This window comes from Paraburkholderia sp. SEWSISQ10-3 4, assembly GCF_030464785.1.
GTDB classification, from domain to species: Bacteria; Pseudomonadota; Gammaproteobacteria; order Burkholderiales; family Burkholderiaceae; genus Paraburkholderia; species Paraburkholderia aspalathi.
The window spans coordinates 536,231-552,141 of record NZ_JALPRI010000001.1 but is presented as its reverse complement, the minus strand read 5'-3'; the positions used below and the strand labels follow the sequence as shown (position 1 = coordinate 552,141).

Here is a 15,911-nt window from a genome sequence, read left to right as displayed (position 1 = left end):
GATCGCCATCAGCCGACGATTGACGATTCCGTCACATGCTGGCGTTTTCAACGACGCGGCCTTCCGCGCGCCAGCGGAGCATGCCGCCGGGCAGGTTGGCAACCTGCTCGAATCCGGCTTGCCGCAGCATGATCGTGGCTTGTGCCGACCGTCCGCCGGCCCGGCAGACGGTCACGATCGGGCGTTCCTTCGTGAGTTCGGCGATACGCCCGGCGAGCTCACCCAATGGAATGAGCTTCGCAACCGGGATGCGCCCCAGTGGCCCGCTGAACTCGTCGGGCTCGCGCACGTCGACGACCTCGACTGCCCGCAGATTTTCCTCGAGCCACTGGGCGTTGATTTCCCAGATGCCCGCAAAGCTGCATGTCAGTGGCGCCCAATCGGGCTCCGCCATCTGCGCGGGGTAGCTTGCCGCCAGGCCGCATTTCAGGTTTGCGGGTACCGCCACGTCGATCTGCTTCGGATGCGGCAGGCGCAGGTTCGTCATGTATCCGGCGAAATCGTCTTCACACAATTCACCGCCAAGACGCGGATTGAAGCGTCGCTCCTCATCCACGCTGGTGACCGTTAAACCGCGATAGTCGTGGGCCGGGTAGAGCAGGCACGCGGCGGGCAGCGTAAAGATGTTGTTGTGGACCGCGCGAAACATGGCGTGCGCGTCACCGCGCTGGAAATCCGTTCGACCCGTGCCTCTGATCAACAGGCAGTCGCCGGTAAACGCCATGGTCTCGTTGTCGAGTACGAGTGTGATGCATCCATCGGTATGACCCGGCGTGGCGCGTATGGACAAGTACCTTGCGCCGAACTCGACCTTGTCGCCATGGCTCAGATAGCGGTCCGCACCTTCGGCGCCGCTTGCGGCCGAGATCGCAATCCGGCTACCTGTGCGGCGATTCAACATCCATGCACCGGTCACGTGATCGGCGTGGACGTGAGTGTCGATGGTGTAAAGCAGATGCAATCCAAGTTCTTCGATCAGGGCAGCGTCCCGGCGCACCTGTTCGAATACCGGATCGACCAGCACGGCCTCTCGCGTTGCGCTATCGGCAAGAAGATACGTGTAGGTTGAGGATTGCTGATCGAATAGCTGCCGGAAGATCAACACGATTTCACCCCGCGGCCCGCTTTTGCGAGCGGTTAAGGATCGCGGCTCATGGAGTGTCGCCAAACCGTACCGCAGGCAGTCGATTTGGACGCACCCCGTTCGGCGGGCCGGGCGCGTGGATGCACCCGGACTCGCATCGGCCGCCGCACTTCGACACTATCTGGCGCTCGTCGCTCCAATCAATGAGCGCTTTTACTTCGGTTGCGTAACGTATCGCAGATAAGGCTTCACGGTTTTGAAACCCTCAGGATATTTTTGCATTGCGGCATCGTTGGAAACGGACGTTGGAATGATCACGTCTTCACCCGGCTTCCAGTTTACCGGCGTCGCCACCGTATGTTTCGCGTTGAGTTGCAGGGCGTCGAGCAACCGCAGCACTTCGTCGAAATTGCGGCCTGCACTCATCGGATAGACGAGCATGGCTTTGACCTTCTTGTCCGGCCCGATGATAAACACGGAGCGAACGGTCGCGTTGTCCACCGCGGTGCGCGGGCCGCCGCCGCTCGCTTCGGGATGAATCATGTCGTAGAGCTTCGCGACCGTCAGGTCCGAGTCGCCGATCAACGGGTAGTTGACCGCGTGGCCCTGCGTCTCCGCGATATCCTTGACCCACTCCTTGTGATCGCCGACGGGATCGATGCTGAGCCCGATAATTTTTGTGTTGCGCTTATCGAATTCTGGCTTGAGACCCGCCAGGTAGCCGAGTTCCGTCGTACAAACCGGGGTGAAATCCTTCGGATGCGAAAACAGGATCGCCCAATGGTCTCCGATCCATTCGTGAAAATGGATCGTCCCTTCGGTGGTTTCAGCAGTGAAATCGGGAGCGTTTTCTCCTAGTCGAATCGACATCATCAGTCTCCATAGGTGAGTGCACCGAGGTACCCGTGCCGCGGTCGGCGTGACGTCCCCTGGGCTGCCTGGGTGTTGAGTGGCAATTGGTCTGACTAGAGACTACCCTTCGGCCGCTTACACCGTATTGCACCATATCGCGCCGAAGGGCCGTCTGCGGGCGCAGCAGATTCAGAGACGCTCCCAAATAGCCGGGATGCAGGAAAGACATCGGGACGCGCTGCGGGTCGCTCCTATAGCGTATAACAAAAAAGGCTATCCCTGTAGGCAGGTTCTAGGGGGAATCCGCCGCTGCGCTGCGACTAATTACCGTGCGACACGCTTGCGGACAATGTTGTTGAACAGCAGCGCGATCACCTGCAACACCAGCACACCGGCCAGGATGGGCAAAATCAGAAAGCGTGGAGACATCCCACCCGCCAGCATGATCACGAGCGGATCGGCGCCTGCGGGGGGATGCACCGTCCTGGTCAGTTGCATGGCGGCAATCGCGGCGCCGACGGCCAACGCAGCCTGCCAGATTCCTGCGCCTGCGATCCAGAAAACCGCCAGCCCGACTGTCGAGGCGATCAGATGCCCGAACACGAGGTTTCTCGGTTGGGCAAAGGCGCTATCAGGGGCCACAAACAACAGTACGCTCGATGCACCGAATGGTGCGATCAACAGCGGCAAGCCGGTGAGTTTGCCGAGCGTGCCGAGCACGGCGATTGCAACGGTGCCGCCTAGAAAACCTAGTACAGCCGGCATGGCGACATGACGAAACGTGGGGCGTGAGCCGACCGCCGCCGACCCAGGAACACTTTGTTGCATGGATACTCCGGCATGGGCCGCATGCCGTCCGCACGATGGGTCCGCGCCTGACGGCATGCGGCAACAGGATCAGGCAGCCTTGAAGCGGCTGGCTTCTTCGGAACCCTTCGTCGCGTTGCCCGCCGAGTACGAATGGGCGCCCACGCCCGCGAGTTGTCCGCCGTCGACAATCAGATACTCGTCACGAATCGGCCGTTTTTCGAACCAGCACTCAAGAATTTCGCGTGTGCCGGCCGCGTATCGCGTCTGGGCGGACAAGGTCGTACCCGACGTGTGCGGCGTCATCCCTTGATGCGGCATCGTGCGCCACGGATGATCGCGCGGCGCCGGTTGCGGGAACCACACATCGCCCGCATAGCCTGCCAGTTGTCCGCTTTCGAGCGCGCGAACAATCGCGTCGCGGTCGCAGATCTTGCCGCGCGCCGTGTTGATGATGTACGCGCCGCGCTTCATCTTCGCGATCATTTTTTCGTCGAACAGGTGCTCGGTTTCTGGATGCAGCGGACAGTTGATCGTCACGACATCGCATACCTTCACCATCGATTCGACATCCGGATGCCAGGTCGCACCCAGTTCGCGTTCCACATCCGCCGGCAGACGATGCCGGTCCGTGTAGTGAAGTTTGACGTCGAAAGCCTTGAGCCTGCGCAGCACCGCAGCGCCGATGCGCCCGGCTGCAACCGTGCCGACGTGCATGCCTTCGAGGTCATATGCCCGCTCGACGCAATCGGCGATATTCCAGCCGCCTTGCTTCACCCACTCATGCGAAGGGAGATAGTTGCGGACCTGGGAGAGGATCATCATCACCACGTGTTCCGCGACGCTGATGCTGTTGCAGTACGTCACCTCGGCGACCGTGATGCCGCGTTCAATCGCCGCTTGCAAATCGACGTGATCGGAGCCGATGCCGGCGGTCAAGGCGAGCTTGAGCTTGGGTGCTTTGGCAATGCGTTCCGCCGTCAGATAGGCCGGCCAGAACGGCTGCGAAATGACGACCTCTGCATCGTGCAGTTCACGTTCGAACACTGAGTTCGGGCCGTCCTTGTCGGACGTGACGACCAGCGTATGTCCTTGCGATTCGAGAAAACGACGCAGCCCCAGTTCGCCGGAGACGCTGCCGAGCAACTGTCCCGGCGTGAAATCGATCGCCTCGGGCGTGGGCGCTGTCTGACCATCGTGATAGCGGGTGATTGCCGGAATGTCGTCGCGCGCATACTTTTTCGGCATGCCGCCGACCGGGTCGTCATACAGTACACAAAGAACCTTGGCCATCTTGTCTCACTCCACTCAGTGCAATTGTGATCCGGCGTCATGCAGCTGCCGGGTGGATCGATGCGTGACATCGACCGGCACAGTGTCTGTGAGGGAAGTGGACCCGGTCCAATCGTTTGGACGGATTGGCTGATAACCTGTACTTATCAAACCTGGTTTATTGCAGGGCTGCGATATCCGTCTTCTGTAGCAATGCATCGAACGATTGCTGCAGATCGAGTCGTTCTGCCGCGCTCCACATGGCGGCTGCCAGCGGTGGCATCGATGGAGAATTGCGCGTAATCAGGCCAATCTCGCGTGTCAGCTCGGGCAACAGCGGCGTTGCGCTGATGCTGGTCCGGGTGTCGAGCACGCTCAAAAGACTGTGCGGCAAGATGCTGTATAAGCCGGCGTGCTGTACGTTCGAATACAGCGCGAGCAAGGAATCTGTTTCGAGCACGACGGTCGGTTGAACACCGGCGCGGCGAAAGGCAGCATTGATGACCTGGCGGTTCTGCATCGAGGTGCCCAGCAGGCAGAAAGGCAGCTCGCCGAGCGCGTCCCAACGGTTCAGAGCAGGGTCAGCAGGCGAGTCAGGAGGGGACAGCAGAAAGTAGCGTTCGCGATACAGCGGGAGCACGGCAAAACCAGCCTGAACGCGATCGTCCAGATAGGTGAACCCGACATCGAGTTCATAGTCGTCCAGCTGACGCAGGATCGTGTCGGCGCTGAGCGAGCGTGCGGAGTATCGGATCGCGGCGTGATCGGCCCGGCACGCTCCCAGCAACAAACCGACGATAGGCATCGTCGTCGGAATGACGCCGATGCGGATCGTACCGGTCAAGCGCACCTGAGCGGCCGACGCGTCCTGGCGCATATGTTCGAGTGTGGCGAGTGTCTGACGGGCCCAGCCAAGCACCCGCTCGCCTTCCTCGGTGAAGCCGATGAAACGCCTGCCGCGCCGGACAATGACCAGGCCCAATTCTGCCTCGAGGCTTCGAATCGCCGAGGACAGCGCCGGTTGCGAAACATGGCTCAGCTCGGCAGCCTTGGCGAAATGCTGTTCCTGCGCAAGCGTGACCAGATAATGAAGTTGACGGATGAACATCGCGCTCCCCGAATACCGGCAGGTGCCGTTTGCACATGCCCGCCTCGTTATATCACATGGAATATAGCGACTGCGCTTGCCCTGAACGGATCGACGCACACCGTTTCGCGAGACATGGCCGTCTCCGCGACACGCAACCGGCAGAAACAGAACGTGGACACCGATGCATTCGATCGTTATATTCGAACGGACACAATCGGAGAAGATGGATGGAAGCAGCGGCGAAACAGGCGGTCGGAAGCAAATACGTGCTCGAGTCGATGAAATATGCCCAGCGCCGGACGTGGGACGTGGTGGAGCAGTTGGCGCAGCGGATTCAGCCCGGCATGCTCGAGTCGGAGGCGACGGCCGAATGCAAGAACGTATTGAACGAGCTGGGCATGGATCGCATCTGGCATCCGGTGTTGGTGCGCTTCGGCGAGAACACGCTGAAGACGTTCAAGCAGCAATCGGATGGCGATCCGCGACTCGAGGACGACGATATTTTCTTCGTCGACCTGGGCGTGGTTTGGGATCAGCACGAAGGCGATGCGGGCGCGACCTTCGTGGTCGGCCATGATGCGGAGATGAAGGCGTGCGCCGACGCCGCAAAGACCGTGTTCGACGAAGTGGAGCATCACTGGCGCTCGACGCGTGCCGGTGGCAAAGCGCTATATGACTTTGCAGCAGAGCGCGCAGCGGCACTCGGATGGCGCCTGAATCTGGACATCAAGGGTCACCGCGTCAGCGACTTTCCGCATGCGATCTACAAAGCAGGCAATCTGGGCGATTTCGCGGACTGTCCGGACGCCGGCCTGTGGATTCTCGAAATCCAGCTCGCGCATCCGACGCGGCCGTTCGGGTCGTTCTATGAGGACTTGCTGGTCTGATCGCGCCGAATACGGCAAGCCGCCGTACGATCGGTCAGAGCGGGATGCCGGCGACAGCCGGCTTTTCGGTGGTCGGCAGCTCGAAGCAGAATGCCGTGCCCGTTCCCTCGCGTTCGAGCAGGCGTATCTGGCTGTGATGCAACTGCAGCATGCGTTGCACGATCAGCAGACCGAGTCCGCCGCCGCGATGCGCGCCACCTGAACTGAACGGACGTTCGAACAGCCCTTCGCGCTGCTCCGCTGGAATGCCGGGACCCGTGTCGCTCACCGTGACCGATACCTTGCCGTCCTTGTGCGCGAGATCGACATCGATCGACCCGCCGGCGGGCGTGTGGCGGATCGCGTTGTCGAGCAGGTTCGTCAGCACGCGCTCGATCATCCCCAGGTCGGCGTAAACCGCCGGCAGGCGAGGGGGAAAATCGGCGCGCAACTGGATGTGCCGCGCCTCGGCCGGCAACTCGAATTTCTGGAAGACGTCCTGGACCAGATCGACCAGCGAGAACGGCTCGAGTGCGGGTTGTACGTTCCCGTGTTCGAGCCGGGCCAGTTCGAATAGCGCCTGCGCGAGCCGCCCGACCTTGACGCTCTGCGCAAGCGCAATCGCCAGATAGCGTTTGCGCTCGGTTTCGCCGAGCGTCTCGGCTTTGAGCGACAGCGTCTCGAGGTATCCATGCAGCGAGGTCAGCGGCGTGCGCAGGTCGTGCGAAATATTGGCGATCAGTTCGCGCCGTTGCTGATCCTGGCGCGTCAGCGCGCGCCACTGCTCGCCGATGCGGTTGGCCATCTGCGCGAACGTCGCTTCGAGTACGCCGATTTCGTCGCGCCGTCCGGCAGGCGACGAGCGTGGCACCGCCGGCTGAGTGTCCGGCTCGCCATCGGCATCGAAACGGCGCATGGCGTCGGTGAGGCGGCGTAGCGGCCGCGTGATCAGGCCGAATGCCGTCAACCCCGCAAGCAATCCCAGCAGCGCGACCAGCGCCATCGACCAGAGGGTGGTACGCAGCACCGAGCTGGCGGCTACGCGCGCGGCGAGCGCGTCGTGTTCCTCGCCGAGCAGGACCACGTAGATATAACCGGAGGGCGGCTGCCCGTTCAGTTGCAGCGGCGCGGCGCTAAACACTTTTTTCCCGTCGACGCTGCGTGGGTCGTCGCCGAGAATCGGCAACGCGTCCCCGGCGATAAATTGCCGGATCGGCGCGAGATCTACCTGAGCGCGCTTGACGTGGCCCACGGGGGCGTCGTCGCCCTCGATGCGCCCCTGATTGTCAAGCAGATACACCTCGACGCTCGGATTCACCATCATCAACTGGCCGAACAGTTGGCGCACCGCGTCGGGCCGCAGGCCGTTCGCGTCCATCAGCGTGGTGCGATGCGCGATATGGTTGGCGAGATCCTTTGACAGGCGCTGCACGACTTCCTTTTCGTGCAGGTCGCTCGAACGGATCTGCAGCCACGCCGACGCGCCGCAGCACGCCAGCAGCAATGCTGAGAAGACGATCGAGAGCCGCTGGGTTAGTGTCAGGTTCACGGCGCGTCCTGAGGTGCGCTGGCGGGCGTGGGCCCGTCGCCTGGATTGCCAGGCATAGCCAGCTTGTAGCCGCGTCCCCAGACGGTCAGGATGCGCTCGGGCTGGGCGGGGTCGGTCTCGATCTTCGCGCGCAGGCGGTTGATGTGGGTGTTGACCGTGTGTTCGTAACCCTCGTGTTGATAGCCCCACACGGCGTTGAGCAGATCCATCCGCGAGAACACTTTGCCGGGATGCTGCGCGAAGTAATACAGCAGGTCGAATTCACGCGGCGTCAGTTCAATCGGCTTGCCGTCCACTGTCGCCTCGCGCGTCAGCGGATCGATCGTGAGCCCGGCGAGCTGCAGACTGCCCGCGTCGATGCGCGAGTCTTTTGCCATGGCTTCGACGCGCCGCAGCAAAGCTTTGACGCGCGCAACCAGCTCGAGCACGGAGAACGGCTTGGCCAGGTAGTCGTCGGCGCCGAGTTCGAGGCCGAGGATCCGGTGTACTTCGCTCGAACGCGCGCTGGTGATGATGATCGGCGTGTAGCGCGTCATCGCGCGGGCGCGCCGGCAGATTTCCAGGCCGTCGACGCCGGGCAGCATCAGGTCGAGGATCAGCGCGTCCCAGCCGCCTTGCTCCAGCAGGCGCAGCCCTTCGCTGCCGTCGGCGCTATGCACGACTTCGTAGCGTTCGTCGCGCAGATGAAGGCTCAGCACGTTGGCGATGTCGACGTCGTCTTCAACGATCAGGATGCGCTTCAATGGGTCCATGGAGGGTTTGAGCCGCGGGTAAGGGTGTGGTTCGGGTGTGGTTCAGGGCGGTGGAAAGACAGGGCGCCCGCAAAAACGGGCCGTTGCGCCATTGTGCAAAATTTCCGGGCGGCGAGTTATCACATTTAATTTAACTTTTCGTGAGGACTTTGACACCCCTCGCGCCCTAGGATGTGGGCACTTTCCGCTGATCTGCAGCGTACCCAAGCCGCGTAACCATCCTAACCGACACAAAACATCGCCCGGAACCGACATGCTACTCATCGTTCTTGCCTATCTTGGCGGCGCTCTGACGATCCTCAGTCCGTGCATCCTGCCGGTGCTGCCCTTTGTCTTCGCGCGCGCCGATCAGCCTTTCGTGCGCAGCGGGCTGCCATTGCTGGCCGGCATGGCGCTGACTTTCGCCATCGTCGCGACCCTCGCCGCCGTGGGCGGCGGTTGGGTCACGCAGGCTAACCAGTATGGCCGCTGGCTTGCAGTTGCCTTGCTCGCCATCTTCGGACTGACGCTGTTGCTGCCGCGTTTCGCCGATCATCTGATGCGTCCGCTGGTGAGCGCCGGCAATCGCCTGTCGAATTTCGCGCAGGGCGACGGTCAGCAGGTTCGCGCGGGATCGTCCTTTCTGCTGGGCATCGCGACCGGCTTGCTGTGGGCGCCGTGCGCCGGTCCGATTCTCGGCCTGGTGCTGACCGGCGCGGCATTGCGGGGCGCGAGCGTCGGTACCACGCTACTGCTGGTTGCCTACGCGGCCGGCGCGGCGACTTCGCTCGCAGTGGCGCTGCTGATCGGCGGCCGGGTGTTCACGGCGATGAAGCGCTCGCTGGGCGCGGGCGAGTGGATCCGTCGCGGGATCGGCGCGGCGATGCTGTGCGGCGTGGTGGCGATTTCGCTCGGGCTCGACACCGGCGTGCTGGCACGTGTATCGACCATCGCTACCGGTGGCCTTGAACAGAAACTGGTCGACAAGCTCTCGCCCGGCGCGACGCCGGCCAATCCGGTGGCGGCGGATAACAAGACCAACGCACCAGCCAACGCATCGGCCAGCGACGCCGTGATGACGGCCAACCCTGCCGCCGATGCAAGCAACGCCGGCGCGATGATGCGTGCTTCGCAAGGCGCGTCAGGCGGCGCGGCTGCGTTGCCCGTCGAAGGTGTGCTGCCGACCTTGAACGGCGCTGTTCAGTGGCTGAATTCACCGCCGCTGACGGTTCAGGACCTGCGCGGCAAAGTCGTGCTGGTCGATTTCTGGACGTACTCCTGCATCAACTGCCTGCGTTCGCTGCCTTACGTGAAAGCATGGGCGCAGAAGTACAAGGACCAGGGGCTCGTCGTCATCGGCGTGCATGCACCGGAATTCGCGTTCGAACGCAATGTCGACAACGTGAAGAAGGCTGTCCACGATCTCGGCGTCGACTATCCCGTCGCGATCGACAACAACTACGCGATCTGGCGTGCGCTGAACAATCAGTACTGGCCGGCCCATTATTTCGTCGATGGTAAAGGACAGATTCGCTATCACCACTTCGGCGAAGGCGACTATGCGGAATCGGAAAAGGTGATTCAGGAATTGCTGACAGAGGCAGGGCATGCGAATGCGTCGAAGGTCGCAATCGGCATTACCGGCACGGGCGCGCAAGGCGTGCAGGCAGCGGCCGACAGCGCCGACATGCAATCGCCGGAAACCTATATCGGATACGAGCGTGCCGAGAATTTCACGTCGCCCGGCGGCGCAGCGGAGGACAAGGTTCATACCTATAAGGCGCCGTTACAGCCCGCTGTCAACGATTGGGGGCTCGCCGGCGCGTGGAATGTGGGCGCCGAACACGCGACGCTCGAGGCGGCCTCCGGACGCATCATCTATCGCTTCCATGCGCGTGATCTGCATCTGGTGCTCGGTCCAGGCAAGGACGGCAAGCCGGTTCGCTTCCGTGTCAGCGTGGATGGCGCGGTACCGGGCGCAGCGCACGGAACAGACGTCGCCGCCGACGGTACCGGCACCGTTACCGAACAGCGTCTTTATCAACTCGTGCGGCAAACCGGCGATGTTGCGGATCACACGTTCTCGATCGAGTTTCTGGATCCGGGCGTGCAAGCGTATGCCTTTACGTTTGGCTAAGCCGAGCCTGACGGCGTGACTCAACCACTCATTGAAAGACTGACATCATGCAAACAACCTCTACTAGCAAGGTTTCCCAACGCAGGCGTTCGTCGTTCTTCCGGCTCGCGGGTTGCGTCGCCATTGCGGCGGGCGTCTTCGCCGCGCAGCGCATCGCGAACTCAGCCGAAGCAATGACGAAGATTCCGCCGCCTGCCCATGACGAGAGCGTCGGCGCCGTGCATAGCGAAACTGCTGTGTTCGCGGGCGGTTGCTTCTGGGGCGTTCAGGGCGTGTTCGAACACGTGCGCGGCGTGAAGCAGGTCGCCTCGGGATACACGGGCGGCGCGGCGGGCACCGCGCAATATGAAACCGTCAGCGAGGGCGATACTGGGCATGCTGAATCGGTGCAGGTCACCTACGACCCGAAGCAGATAACCTACGGACGTTTGCTGCAGATTTTCTTCTCGGTCGCACATGACCCCACCGAGCTGAACTACCAGGGCCCGGACCACGGCACGCAATATCGCTCGGCGATTTTTCCGGCGAATCCTGAGCAGCGTAGCGTCGCGCAGTCATACATTGCGCAGCTCGACAAGGCGCACGTGTTTTCAGGGCCGATTGTCACTCGCGTGGAGGATTTCAAGGGCTTCTATCCGGCGGAAAGCTATCACCAGAATTTCCTCGCGCTGCATCCTGACTACCCGTACATCGTGATTAACGATCTGCCGAAGGTGAGCGGACTGAAGCGCATGTTTCCCGATCTGTATCGCAATGATCCGGTGCTGCTCAAAGTGAGCGGCTAGTTTCCGGAGCGAGCCGCTCAACGCGCGAATCAAGCCTTCAACGGTAGCCAGATTTCGAGTCCACCCATGCCGCTGACCGGATCGAACTTCTCGTCGTAGCGCTCGAAGTTGGGCGCATCGGCGGGAATGTGTCCCGATGCCGGCAGCCACTGATTCCAGATCGTGTTCCAGGTGCGCCGTATGGTCGAGATGTGCTCGCGGTGGCTGAACACTGCGTAGCGTTGCGGGGAAATACGCAAGCGGCTCAGTTCGGCAGGCAATGCCGAAAAGTCGCTGACTTCGACACCGCACAGATAGTCGATATTGCCGGTGTCGTCGGCGTTGTAGCAGACGCCATACGCCACGTTGCCGAGCTGGCCCGGCACTCTGCCGAAGTATTCGCCGAAGCGCTGCCACTGCGAAGGAATCGCGGCGCAGGTTTCGCTTGTATAGCGCTCGCTCAGGCCCGCGACGAGAAACGGTTTGCCGTCTTCGAAACGCGGCGGTTCGAGATGCGTGAGAAGGGTTTCGTCCATTTTGATCGGCTCCACGATAGCAATGTTGTCGAGGTGACCACGCGTGCGCAGCGCTTCGGGCGTCAGTCCGAATTGCTCGCGAAACGCGCGCGTGAATGCTTCGTGAGAACCGTAACCGGCCTCGATGGCGACGGTCAGAATATCGGGTGCACCGTCGGCGAGGCGTCGTGCCGCTTCGCTCAAGCGGCGCGCGCGAACATAGCGCATGACCGAAAGCCCCGTGGCCGCTTCGAAAGCACGCGCCAGGTGAAAGCGCGACACGCATCCACAGTTGGCGATGTCGTCGAGCGTCAACTCGCGCGCAAAGTGGCTTTCGATAAACCAGAGCGCTTTTCCAACGGGGTTCATATTGGCTCTCAGTCAGCATGAAGCCAGCATAGCCAGGCGCGATGCGGCGCATTTGATCGCGCTTGCGGTTTTGCGGTGGGCGCCTTCTTGACCGCGATCGAGCTTGTTTCAGGGTGGATGGGTCAGTAGTTTTCGGTCGCTGCCGCGTTACCCGCGCCATGCGATTGTGCTGCAGTGGACCCGCCGTCACCGTGTGCATCCTCGTGCGCGTTCGCGTTCGCGCCGCCGGGTTGTCCCGGGCGCAGCAGCAAACCACCCAATACACCCGCCGCCGCCGCGAAGATCGCACCGAACAGGAACGCCACGTGATAGCCGCTATTGAGCGCTGCTACCGCGTTTTCAGACGCTTGCATTGCGTCACTGCGCGCTGCCGCCAGACTTGCGAGCACCGCGAGACCGAGCGCTCCACCCATCATGAACGACGTATTGACGATCCCGGACGCAAGGCCCGAATCGCTTGGATCGACGTCGCTCATGGCGGCCAGCAGCAGGGGATTGAATGCGATGCCCGCGCCGAAGCCGAGCAGGATCATGCCGGGCAGCACGTCGAGCACGAAGCTGCCGTTGACGGGCGCGCGTGCAAACAGCGCGAGGCCAATCGCCGCGACCAGCAACCCGGCGGCAAGCGGCGCGCGCAGGCCGAAGCGCATCACCACGCGCGCCGACAGGCCCAACGAAAAGAACGCCATGATCAGATTCGCCGGCAAAAATGCGAGCCCGACCTGCAAGGGCCGGTAGCCGAGTACGCGCTGCAGATACAACGCGGAGATGAAGAACCACGCGAACATCGCAGCCGCCCACAGTACGCCGACCACATTGGCAGTCGCGACATTGCGCAAGCGGAACAGACCGAGCGGCATCAACGGATGCTGCACGCGCGCTTCGATCACGAGAAACACGGCCAGCAGCGCGAGCGCCGCGAACAGAAGGCCCAGCGTCTGCGCCGAGGTCCAGCCGGCTTCATTGCCGTTCACGACCGCGTACACGGCCAGCATCAGCGAAGCGGTGACCGTTACGGCACCGGCCACGTCGAGCCGTTCGCCATGAGCATGACCGCGTGCCGACGGTAGGAGCGCCACGCACAGCGCGTAGACAGCGATACCAATCGGCAGGTTGACGAGAAAGATCCAGTGCCAGCTCAGCAGGTTGGTCAGCAGACCGCCGAGCAACACGCCGATGCTGCCACCGCCTGCGCAGACGAAACCGTAGATACCCATCGCTTTCGCCCGTTCGCCCGCCTCGGTGAACAGATTCATGATCAGCGACAGCGAAACAGCGGAGACTACTGCGCCGCCCAAACCCTGCACGGCACGCGCGCACACCAGCAGGATTTGCGAATTCGCCAGGCCGCACGCGAGCGAAGCCGACGTGAACAGCGTGATGCCGCCGAGGAACAGCTTGCGATGGCCGTAGAGATCGCCCAGCCGTCCGCCGAGCAGCAGGCAGCCGCCGAAGGTAAGCATGTATGCATTGACCACCCACACCAGCGAGGTTTCGCTAAAGCCGAGGTCCGCGGCGATCGACGGCAGGGCAACGTTCACGATGGTCGTATCGAGCACGATCATCAGCACGCCGAGGCACAGAACGATCAGCGCCAGCCAGCGTTTGTTGCCGTGGATGGAATGGGTCATGCAGGGGCTCCTTTGCCGTGGTCTATCAAGCTCAAGCAGGCTCAAGCGGGCGCCAGCGGATGCAAGCGAATGCCGGACGTTCCGCCGCCCGGCACGAATTCAAAGCCCGGTCGGCAACCCGTTGATGGCAATGGGGATTTTTGGTCTAGCACCCGCGAGTTTTAAGCCACAACTACGAATTCCTGGGCGGGGTTGGCCGTCAATCGCCGCCCAGCAGTTCGTATTTGCCGCCGCGCTCCAGCGCCCGCTGATAGGCCGGCCGCGCGTGAATGCGTTTCAGGAAATCGACGACGGCGGGAATCTGCCCTTCCATGCCGCCGCGTGCGGTGGCGGCTTCGAGCGGAAAGCTCATCTGAACGTCGGCCGCCGTGAAGTCGTTGCCGACGAACCAGCCAGTCGCGCTCAATTCCTTGTTGATGAAACCGAGGTGCAGCTTCAACTGCGGATCGATGAAGCTCGATTGGAGCGTCCATGCGATCTTGCGGGCGATGGGCTTGGCGAAGAACGGCATCGGCGCGCTGGCGATGCGCAGGGCGATCAGTTTCAGCAGCAGCGGTGGCATGGCCGAGCCTTCCGCATAGTGCATCCAGTACGTGTAGCGCAGCCGCTCCGGTGTGCCCGCTGCGGGCGCGAAGCGGCCTTGACCGTACTTATCGACCAGATACTCGATGATTGCGCCGGATTCGGCGAGGGTCTGGCCATCGTCCGTAATGACGGGCGACTTGCCGAGCGGATGAACCGCGCGCAACTCGGGCGGCGCCAGCATCGTGTTCGGATCGCGCTCGTAGCGCTTGATCTCGTAGGGCACGCCGAGTTCTTCGAGCAGCCACAACACGCGTTGCGAGCGGGAGTTGTTCAGATGATGGACGGTCAGCATGGGTCGAGGGAGGTTGGCCGGTGAAGCGTCACATCATAGGGGTGTTGAGCCGAGGCGGGGCTCTATTTGCTTGTCTCCGAGTTCGCCCCTCCTGCGCGCCCCCGGCCACACCTCACACGCGCGACTTCGTGCCCATCAGCTGGTTCGAAGGCAAGGTCTCGTCTAGCAGCTTGCGCGCGCTTTCTATGCCAGCCACCGGCAGTCCCTCGGGATTCAGCAAGCCGACCTGCACCAGCACCGATGCCTGATCCCAATAGATGTGCTCGTTGTACAGCTTGTCGCCGCGAAAGCACACCACGGCCAGCATCGGTACTTCGAAGTATTTACCGGTTGGCGCGACGCCAGGTAGCAGCCAATCGATCTCGCAGCTATGCGTGCAACTGAAAATGAATTCATCGACGATGCGATCCGCGCCGATCGTGCGCGAAATCGGAATCAGCTTCGTATCGGCAGGATTCGAATTGACGAAGTGATGCGTGTAGAAACGCTTGAGCTTGTCATGGCCCACGCCGCCGGTCATGGTCGGGACGTGGTTGACGTAGGGTTGCGCGACCATGGTCGGCATGACGGCGTCGACGTCGCGCGTGGCGAACTCGTAATAGCAATGCGCTTCCCACAATGCGTTCAGATCGTAAACCGGACCCAGCACTTTACGGAGCAGGGCGAGCGTGCGCGAATAGGCCATCATCGCGGCGGGTTTGTCGTATTGCGGACGTGATGGTGCGGCGAATGCATGATCGCAACCGGGGTACACGTACTGCTCGATCTGCGGACGCGTGCGCATTGCGGCGCTGATTCGCTCGCGCGTTTCGGGTGGGCAGTGTGCGTCGTTTTCAGGGAAGTGAAACACCATCGGGCAGCGCACGGCCGGCACTTCATCCAGATACGCTTCGAGGCCAACGCCGTAGTAGCTGATCGCGCAGTCCACGTCGGTGCGTGCCGCGCTCAGGAACGCGAGTTTGCCGCCGAGACAGTAGCCGACGGTGCCTACCTTGCCGGCCTGTTCGGGCAACGTGCGCAATGTGGCGACCGTTGCCGCGATATCGTCGACGGCGAGATCGACGTCGAAGCTCCCGAGATAGTCGAGCGCCTGCTTCATATCCGCCTCGCCATAGCCGAGCGAGATGCCTGGCTTGATCCGCCAGAACAGATCCGGCACCAGCACGACATAACCTTCTTCTGCGAAGCGGTCGGCCATCGACTTCATGTAGTCGTTAATACCGAAGATTTCCTGCAGGAGCACGAGCCCCGGGCCCGAGCCTTGCGCCGGACGCGCGACGTAGGCGTTGAAACGGCCGCCATCCTGGGCGACGACTTCGATGAAAGAGGCGGCCATACGGTGTGTCTCCAACAGGAAAGAGGGACTA

The 15,911-nt window shown here is 62.1% G+C and carries 14 protein-coding genes; 3 read left to right on the top strand and 11 right to left on the bottom strand.

Annotated features, from left to right (window positions below; translation table 11 throughout):
- Positions 1-31: 31 nt before the first annotated feature.
- From M0D68_RS02480 to M0D68_RS02460, 5 genes are all read right to left on the bottom strand, one after another.
- Positions 32-1,102 (bottom strand): rhodanese-like domain-containing protein, encoded by a 1,071-nt coding sequence (locus M0D68_RS02480; RefSeq protein ID WP_211707929.1) that lies wholly within the window; start codon positions 1,100-1,102, stop codon positions 32-34.
- A 195-nt stretch (positions 1,103-1,297) separates the two neighbouring features.
- Positions 1,298-1,954, bottom strand: coding sequence for a peroxiredoxin (locus M0D68_RS02475; RefSeq protein WP_200619035.1), 657 nt, complete (start codon positions 1,952-1,954; stop codon positions 1,298-1,300).
- A gap of 306 nt (positions 1,955-2,260) precedes the next feature.
- The gene (locus tag M0D68_RS02470) at positions 2,261-2,764 is read right to left on the bottom strand and encodes an HPP family protein (RefSeq protein ID WP_266223683.1); all 504 of its coding nucleotides are present in this window, start codon (positions 2,762-2,764) and stop codon (positions 2,261-2,263) included.
- Between the two features lie 69 nt (positions 2,765-2,833).
- Entirely contained in the window at positions 2,834-4,036 is a 1,203-nt protein-coding gene (locus tag M0D68_RS02465; protein WP_093636860.1) for an NAD-dependent formate dehydrogenase, read from the bottom strand.
- Between the two features lie 157 nt (positions 4,037-4,193).
- Entirely contained in the window at positions 4,194-5,123 is a 930-nt protein-coding gene (locus tag M0D68_RS02460) for a LysR family transcriptional regulator (RefSeq protein ID WP_093636863.1), read from the bottom strand.
- 209 nt (positions 5,124-5,332) lie between these two features.
- Between M0D68_RS02460 and M0D68_RS02455 the strand changes: the two genes are divergently transcribed.
- Positions 5,333-5,992, top strand: a complete 660-nt coding sequence (locus M0D68_RS02455; protein WP_266223682.1) for a M24 family metallopeptidase — start codon at positions 5,333-5,335, stop codon at positions 5,990-5,992.
- Between the two features lie 34 nt (positions 5,993-6,026).
- Here the strand turns inward: M0D68_RS02455 and M0D68_RS02450 are convergent, their stop codons facing one another.
- Together M0D68_RS02450 and M0D68_RS02445 are read right to left on the bottom strand one after the other, a co-directional pair.
- Complete coding sequence (locus M0D68_RS02450) at positions 6,027-7,520, bottom strand: HAMP domain-containing sensor histidine kinase (protein ID WP_266223681.1); 1,494 nt, start codon at positions 7,518-7,520, stop codon at positions 6,027-6,029.
- On the bottom strand, positions 7,517-8,272 hold the full coding sequence (locus M0D68_RS02445) for a response regulator transcription factor (RefSeq protein ID WP_093636872.1): 756 nt from the start codon (positions 8,270-8,272) through the stop codon (positions 7,517-7,519). The genes M0D68_RS02450 and M0D68_RS02445 overlap by 4 nt, the downstream gene beginning before the upstream one ends.
- A gap of 253 nt (positions 8,273-8,525) precedes the next feature.
- Between M0D68_RS02445 and M0D68_RS02440 the strand changes: the two genes are divergently transcribed.
- Complete coding sequence (locus tag M0D68_RS02440) at positions 8,526-10,388, top strand: cytochrome c biogenesis protein DipZ (protein WP_266223680.1); 1,863 nt, start codon at positions 8,526-8,528, stop codon at positions 10,386-10,388.
- A 47-nt stretch (positions 10,389-10,435) separates the two neighbouring features.
- A complete protein-coding gene (gene msrA / locus M0D68_RS02435; RefSeq protein ID WP_266223679.1) occupies positions 10,436-11,173 on the top strand; it encodes a peptide-methionine (S)-S-oxide reductase MsrA in 738 nt (245 codons plus the stop codon).
- A gap of 29 nt (positions 11,174-11,202) precedes the next feature.
- Here the strand turns inward: msrA and M0D68_RS02430 are convergent, their stop codons facing one another.
- The 4 genes from M0D68_RS02430 to M0D68_RS02415 all read right to left on the bottom strand — a co-directional run bounded on the left by M0D68_RS02430 (position 11,203) and on the right by M0D68_RS02415 (position 15,880).
- Positions 11,203-12,036, bottom strand: coding sequence for an AraC family transcriptional regulator (locus tag M0D68_RS02430; RefSeq protein ID WP_266208887.1), 834 nt, complete (start codon positions 12,034-12,036; stop codon positions 11,203-11,205).
- A gap of 122 nt (positions 12,037-12,158) precedes the next feature.
- Complete coding sequence (locus tag M0D68_RS02425; protein ID WP_266223678.1) at positions 12,159-13,667, bottom strand: DHA2 family efflux MFS transporter permease subunit; 1,509 nt, start codon at positions 13,665-13,667, stop codon at positions 12,159-12,161.
- 199 nt (positions 13,668-13,866) lie between these two features.
- Positions 13,867-14,544, bottom strand: a complete 678-nt coding sequence (locus M0D68_RS02420; RefSeq protein ID WP_093636887.1) for a glutathione S-transferase family protein — start codon at positions 14,542-14,544, stop codon at positions 13,867-13,869.
- A gap of 112 nt (positions 14,545-14,656) precedes the next feature.
- Positions 14,657-15,880: a dienelactone hydrolase family protein gene (locus M0D68_RS02415; RefSeq protein ID WP_266223677.1), complete on the bottom strand. Its 1,224-nt coding sequence runs from the start codon at positions 15,878-15,880 to the stop codon at positions 14,657-14,659.
- Positions 15,881-15,911 lie beyond the last annotated feature (31 nt).

Excerpts from the sequence above, each read along its gene's own strand:
- M0D68_RS02475 (WP_200619035.1), bottom strand. The coding sequence starts at position 1,954 with ATGTCGATTCGACTAGGAGAAAACGCTCCCGATTTCACTGCTGAAACC.
- M0D68_RS02470 (WP_266223683.1), bottom strand. The coding sequence starts at position 2,764 with ATGCAACAAAGTGTTCCTGGGTCGGCGGCGGTCGGCTCACGCCCCACG.
- M0D68_RS02465 (WP_093636860.1), bottom strand. The coding sequence starts at position 4,036 with ATGGCCAAGGTTCTTTGTGTACTGTATGACGACCCGGTCGGCGGCATG.
- M0D68_RS02460 (WP_093636863.1), bottom strand. The coding sequence starts at position 5,123 with ATGTTCATCCGTCAACTTCATTATCTGGTCACGCTTGCGCAGGAACAG.
- M0D68_RS02455 (WP_266223682.1), top strand. The coding sequence starts at position 5,333 with ATGGAAGCAGCGGCGAAACAGGCGGTCGGAAGCAAATACGTGCTCGAG.
- M0D68_RS02445 (WP_093636872.1), bottom strand. The coding sequence starts at position 8,272 with ATGGACCCATTGAAGCGCATCCTGATCGTTGAAGACGACGTCGACATC.
- M0D68_RS02440 (WP_266223680.1), top strand. The coding sequence starts at position 8,526 with ATGCTACTCATCGTTCTTGCCTATCTTGGCGGCGCTCTGACGATCCTC.
- msrA (WP_266223679.1), top strand. The coding sequence starts at position 10,436 with ATGCAAACAACCTCTACTAGCAAGGTTTCCCAACGCAGGCGTTCGTCG.
- M0D68_RS02430 (WP_266208887.1), bottom strand. The coding sequence starts at position 12,036 with ATGAACCCCGTTGGAAAAGCGCTCTGGTTTATCGAAAGCCACTTTGCG.
- M0D68_RS02425 (WP_266223678.1), bottom strand. The coding sequence starts at position 13,667 with ATGACCCATTCCATCCACGGCAACAAACGCTGGCTGGCGCTGATCGTT.
- M0D68_RS02420 (WP_093636887.1), bottom strand. The coding sequence starts at position 14,544 with ATGCTGACCGTCCATCATCTGAACAACTCCCGCTCGCAACGCGTGTTG.
- M0D68_RS02415 (WP_266223677.1), bottom strand. The coding sequence starts at position 15,880 with ATGGCCGCCTCTTTCATCGAAGTCGTCGCCCAGGATGGCGGCCGTTTC.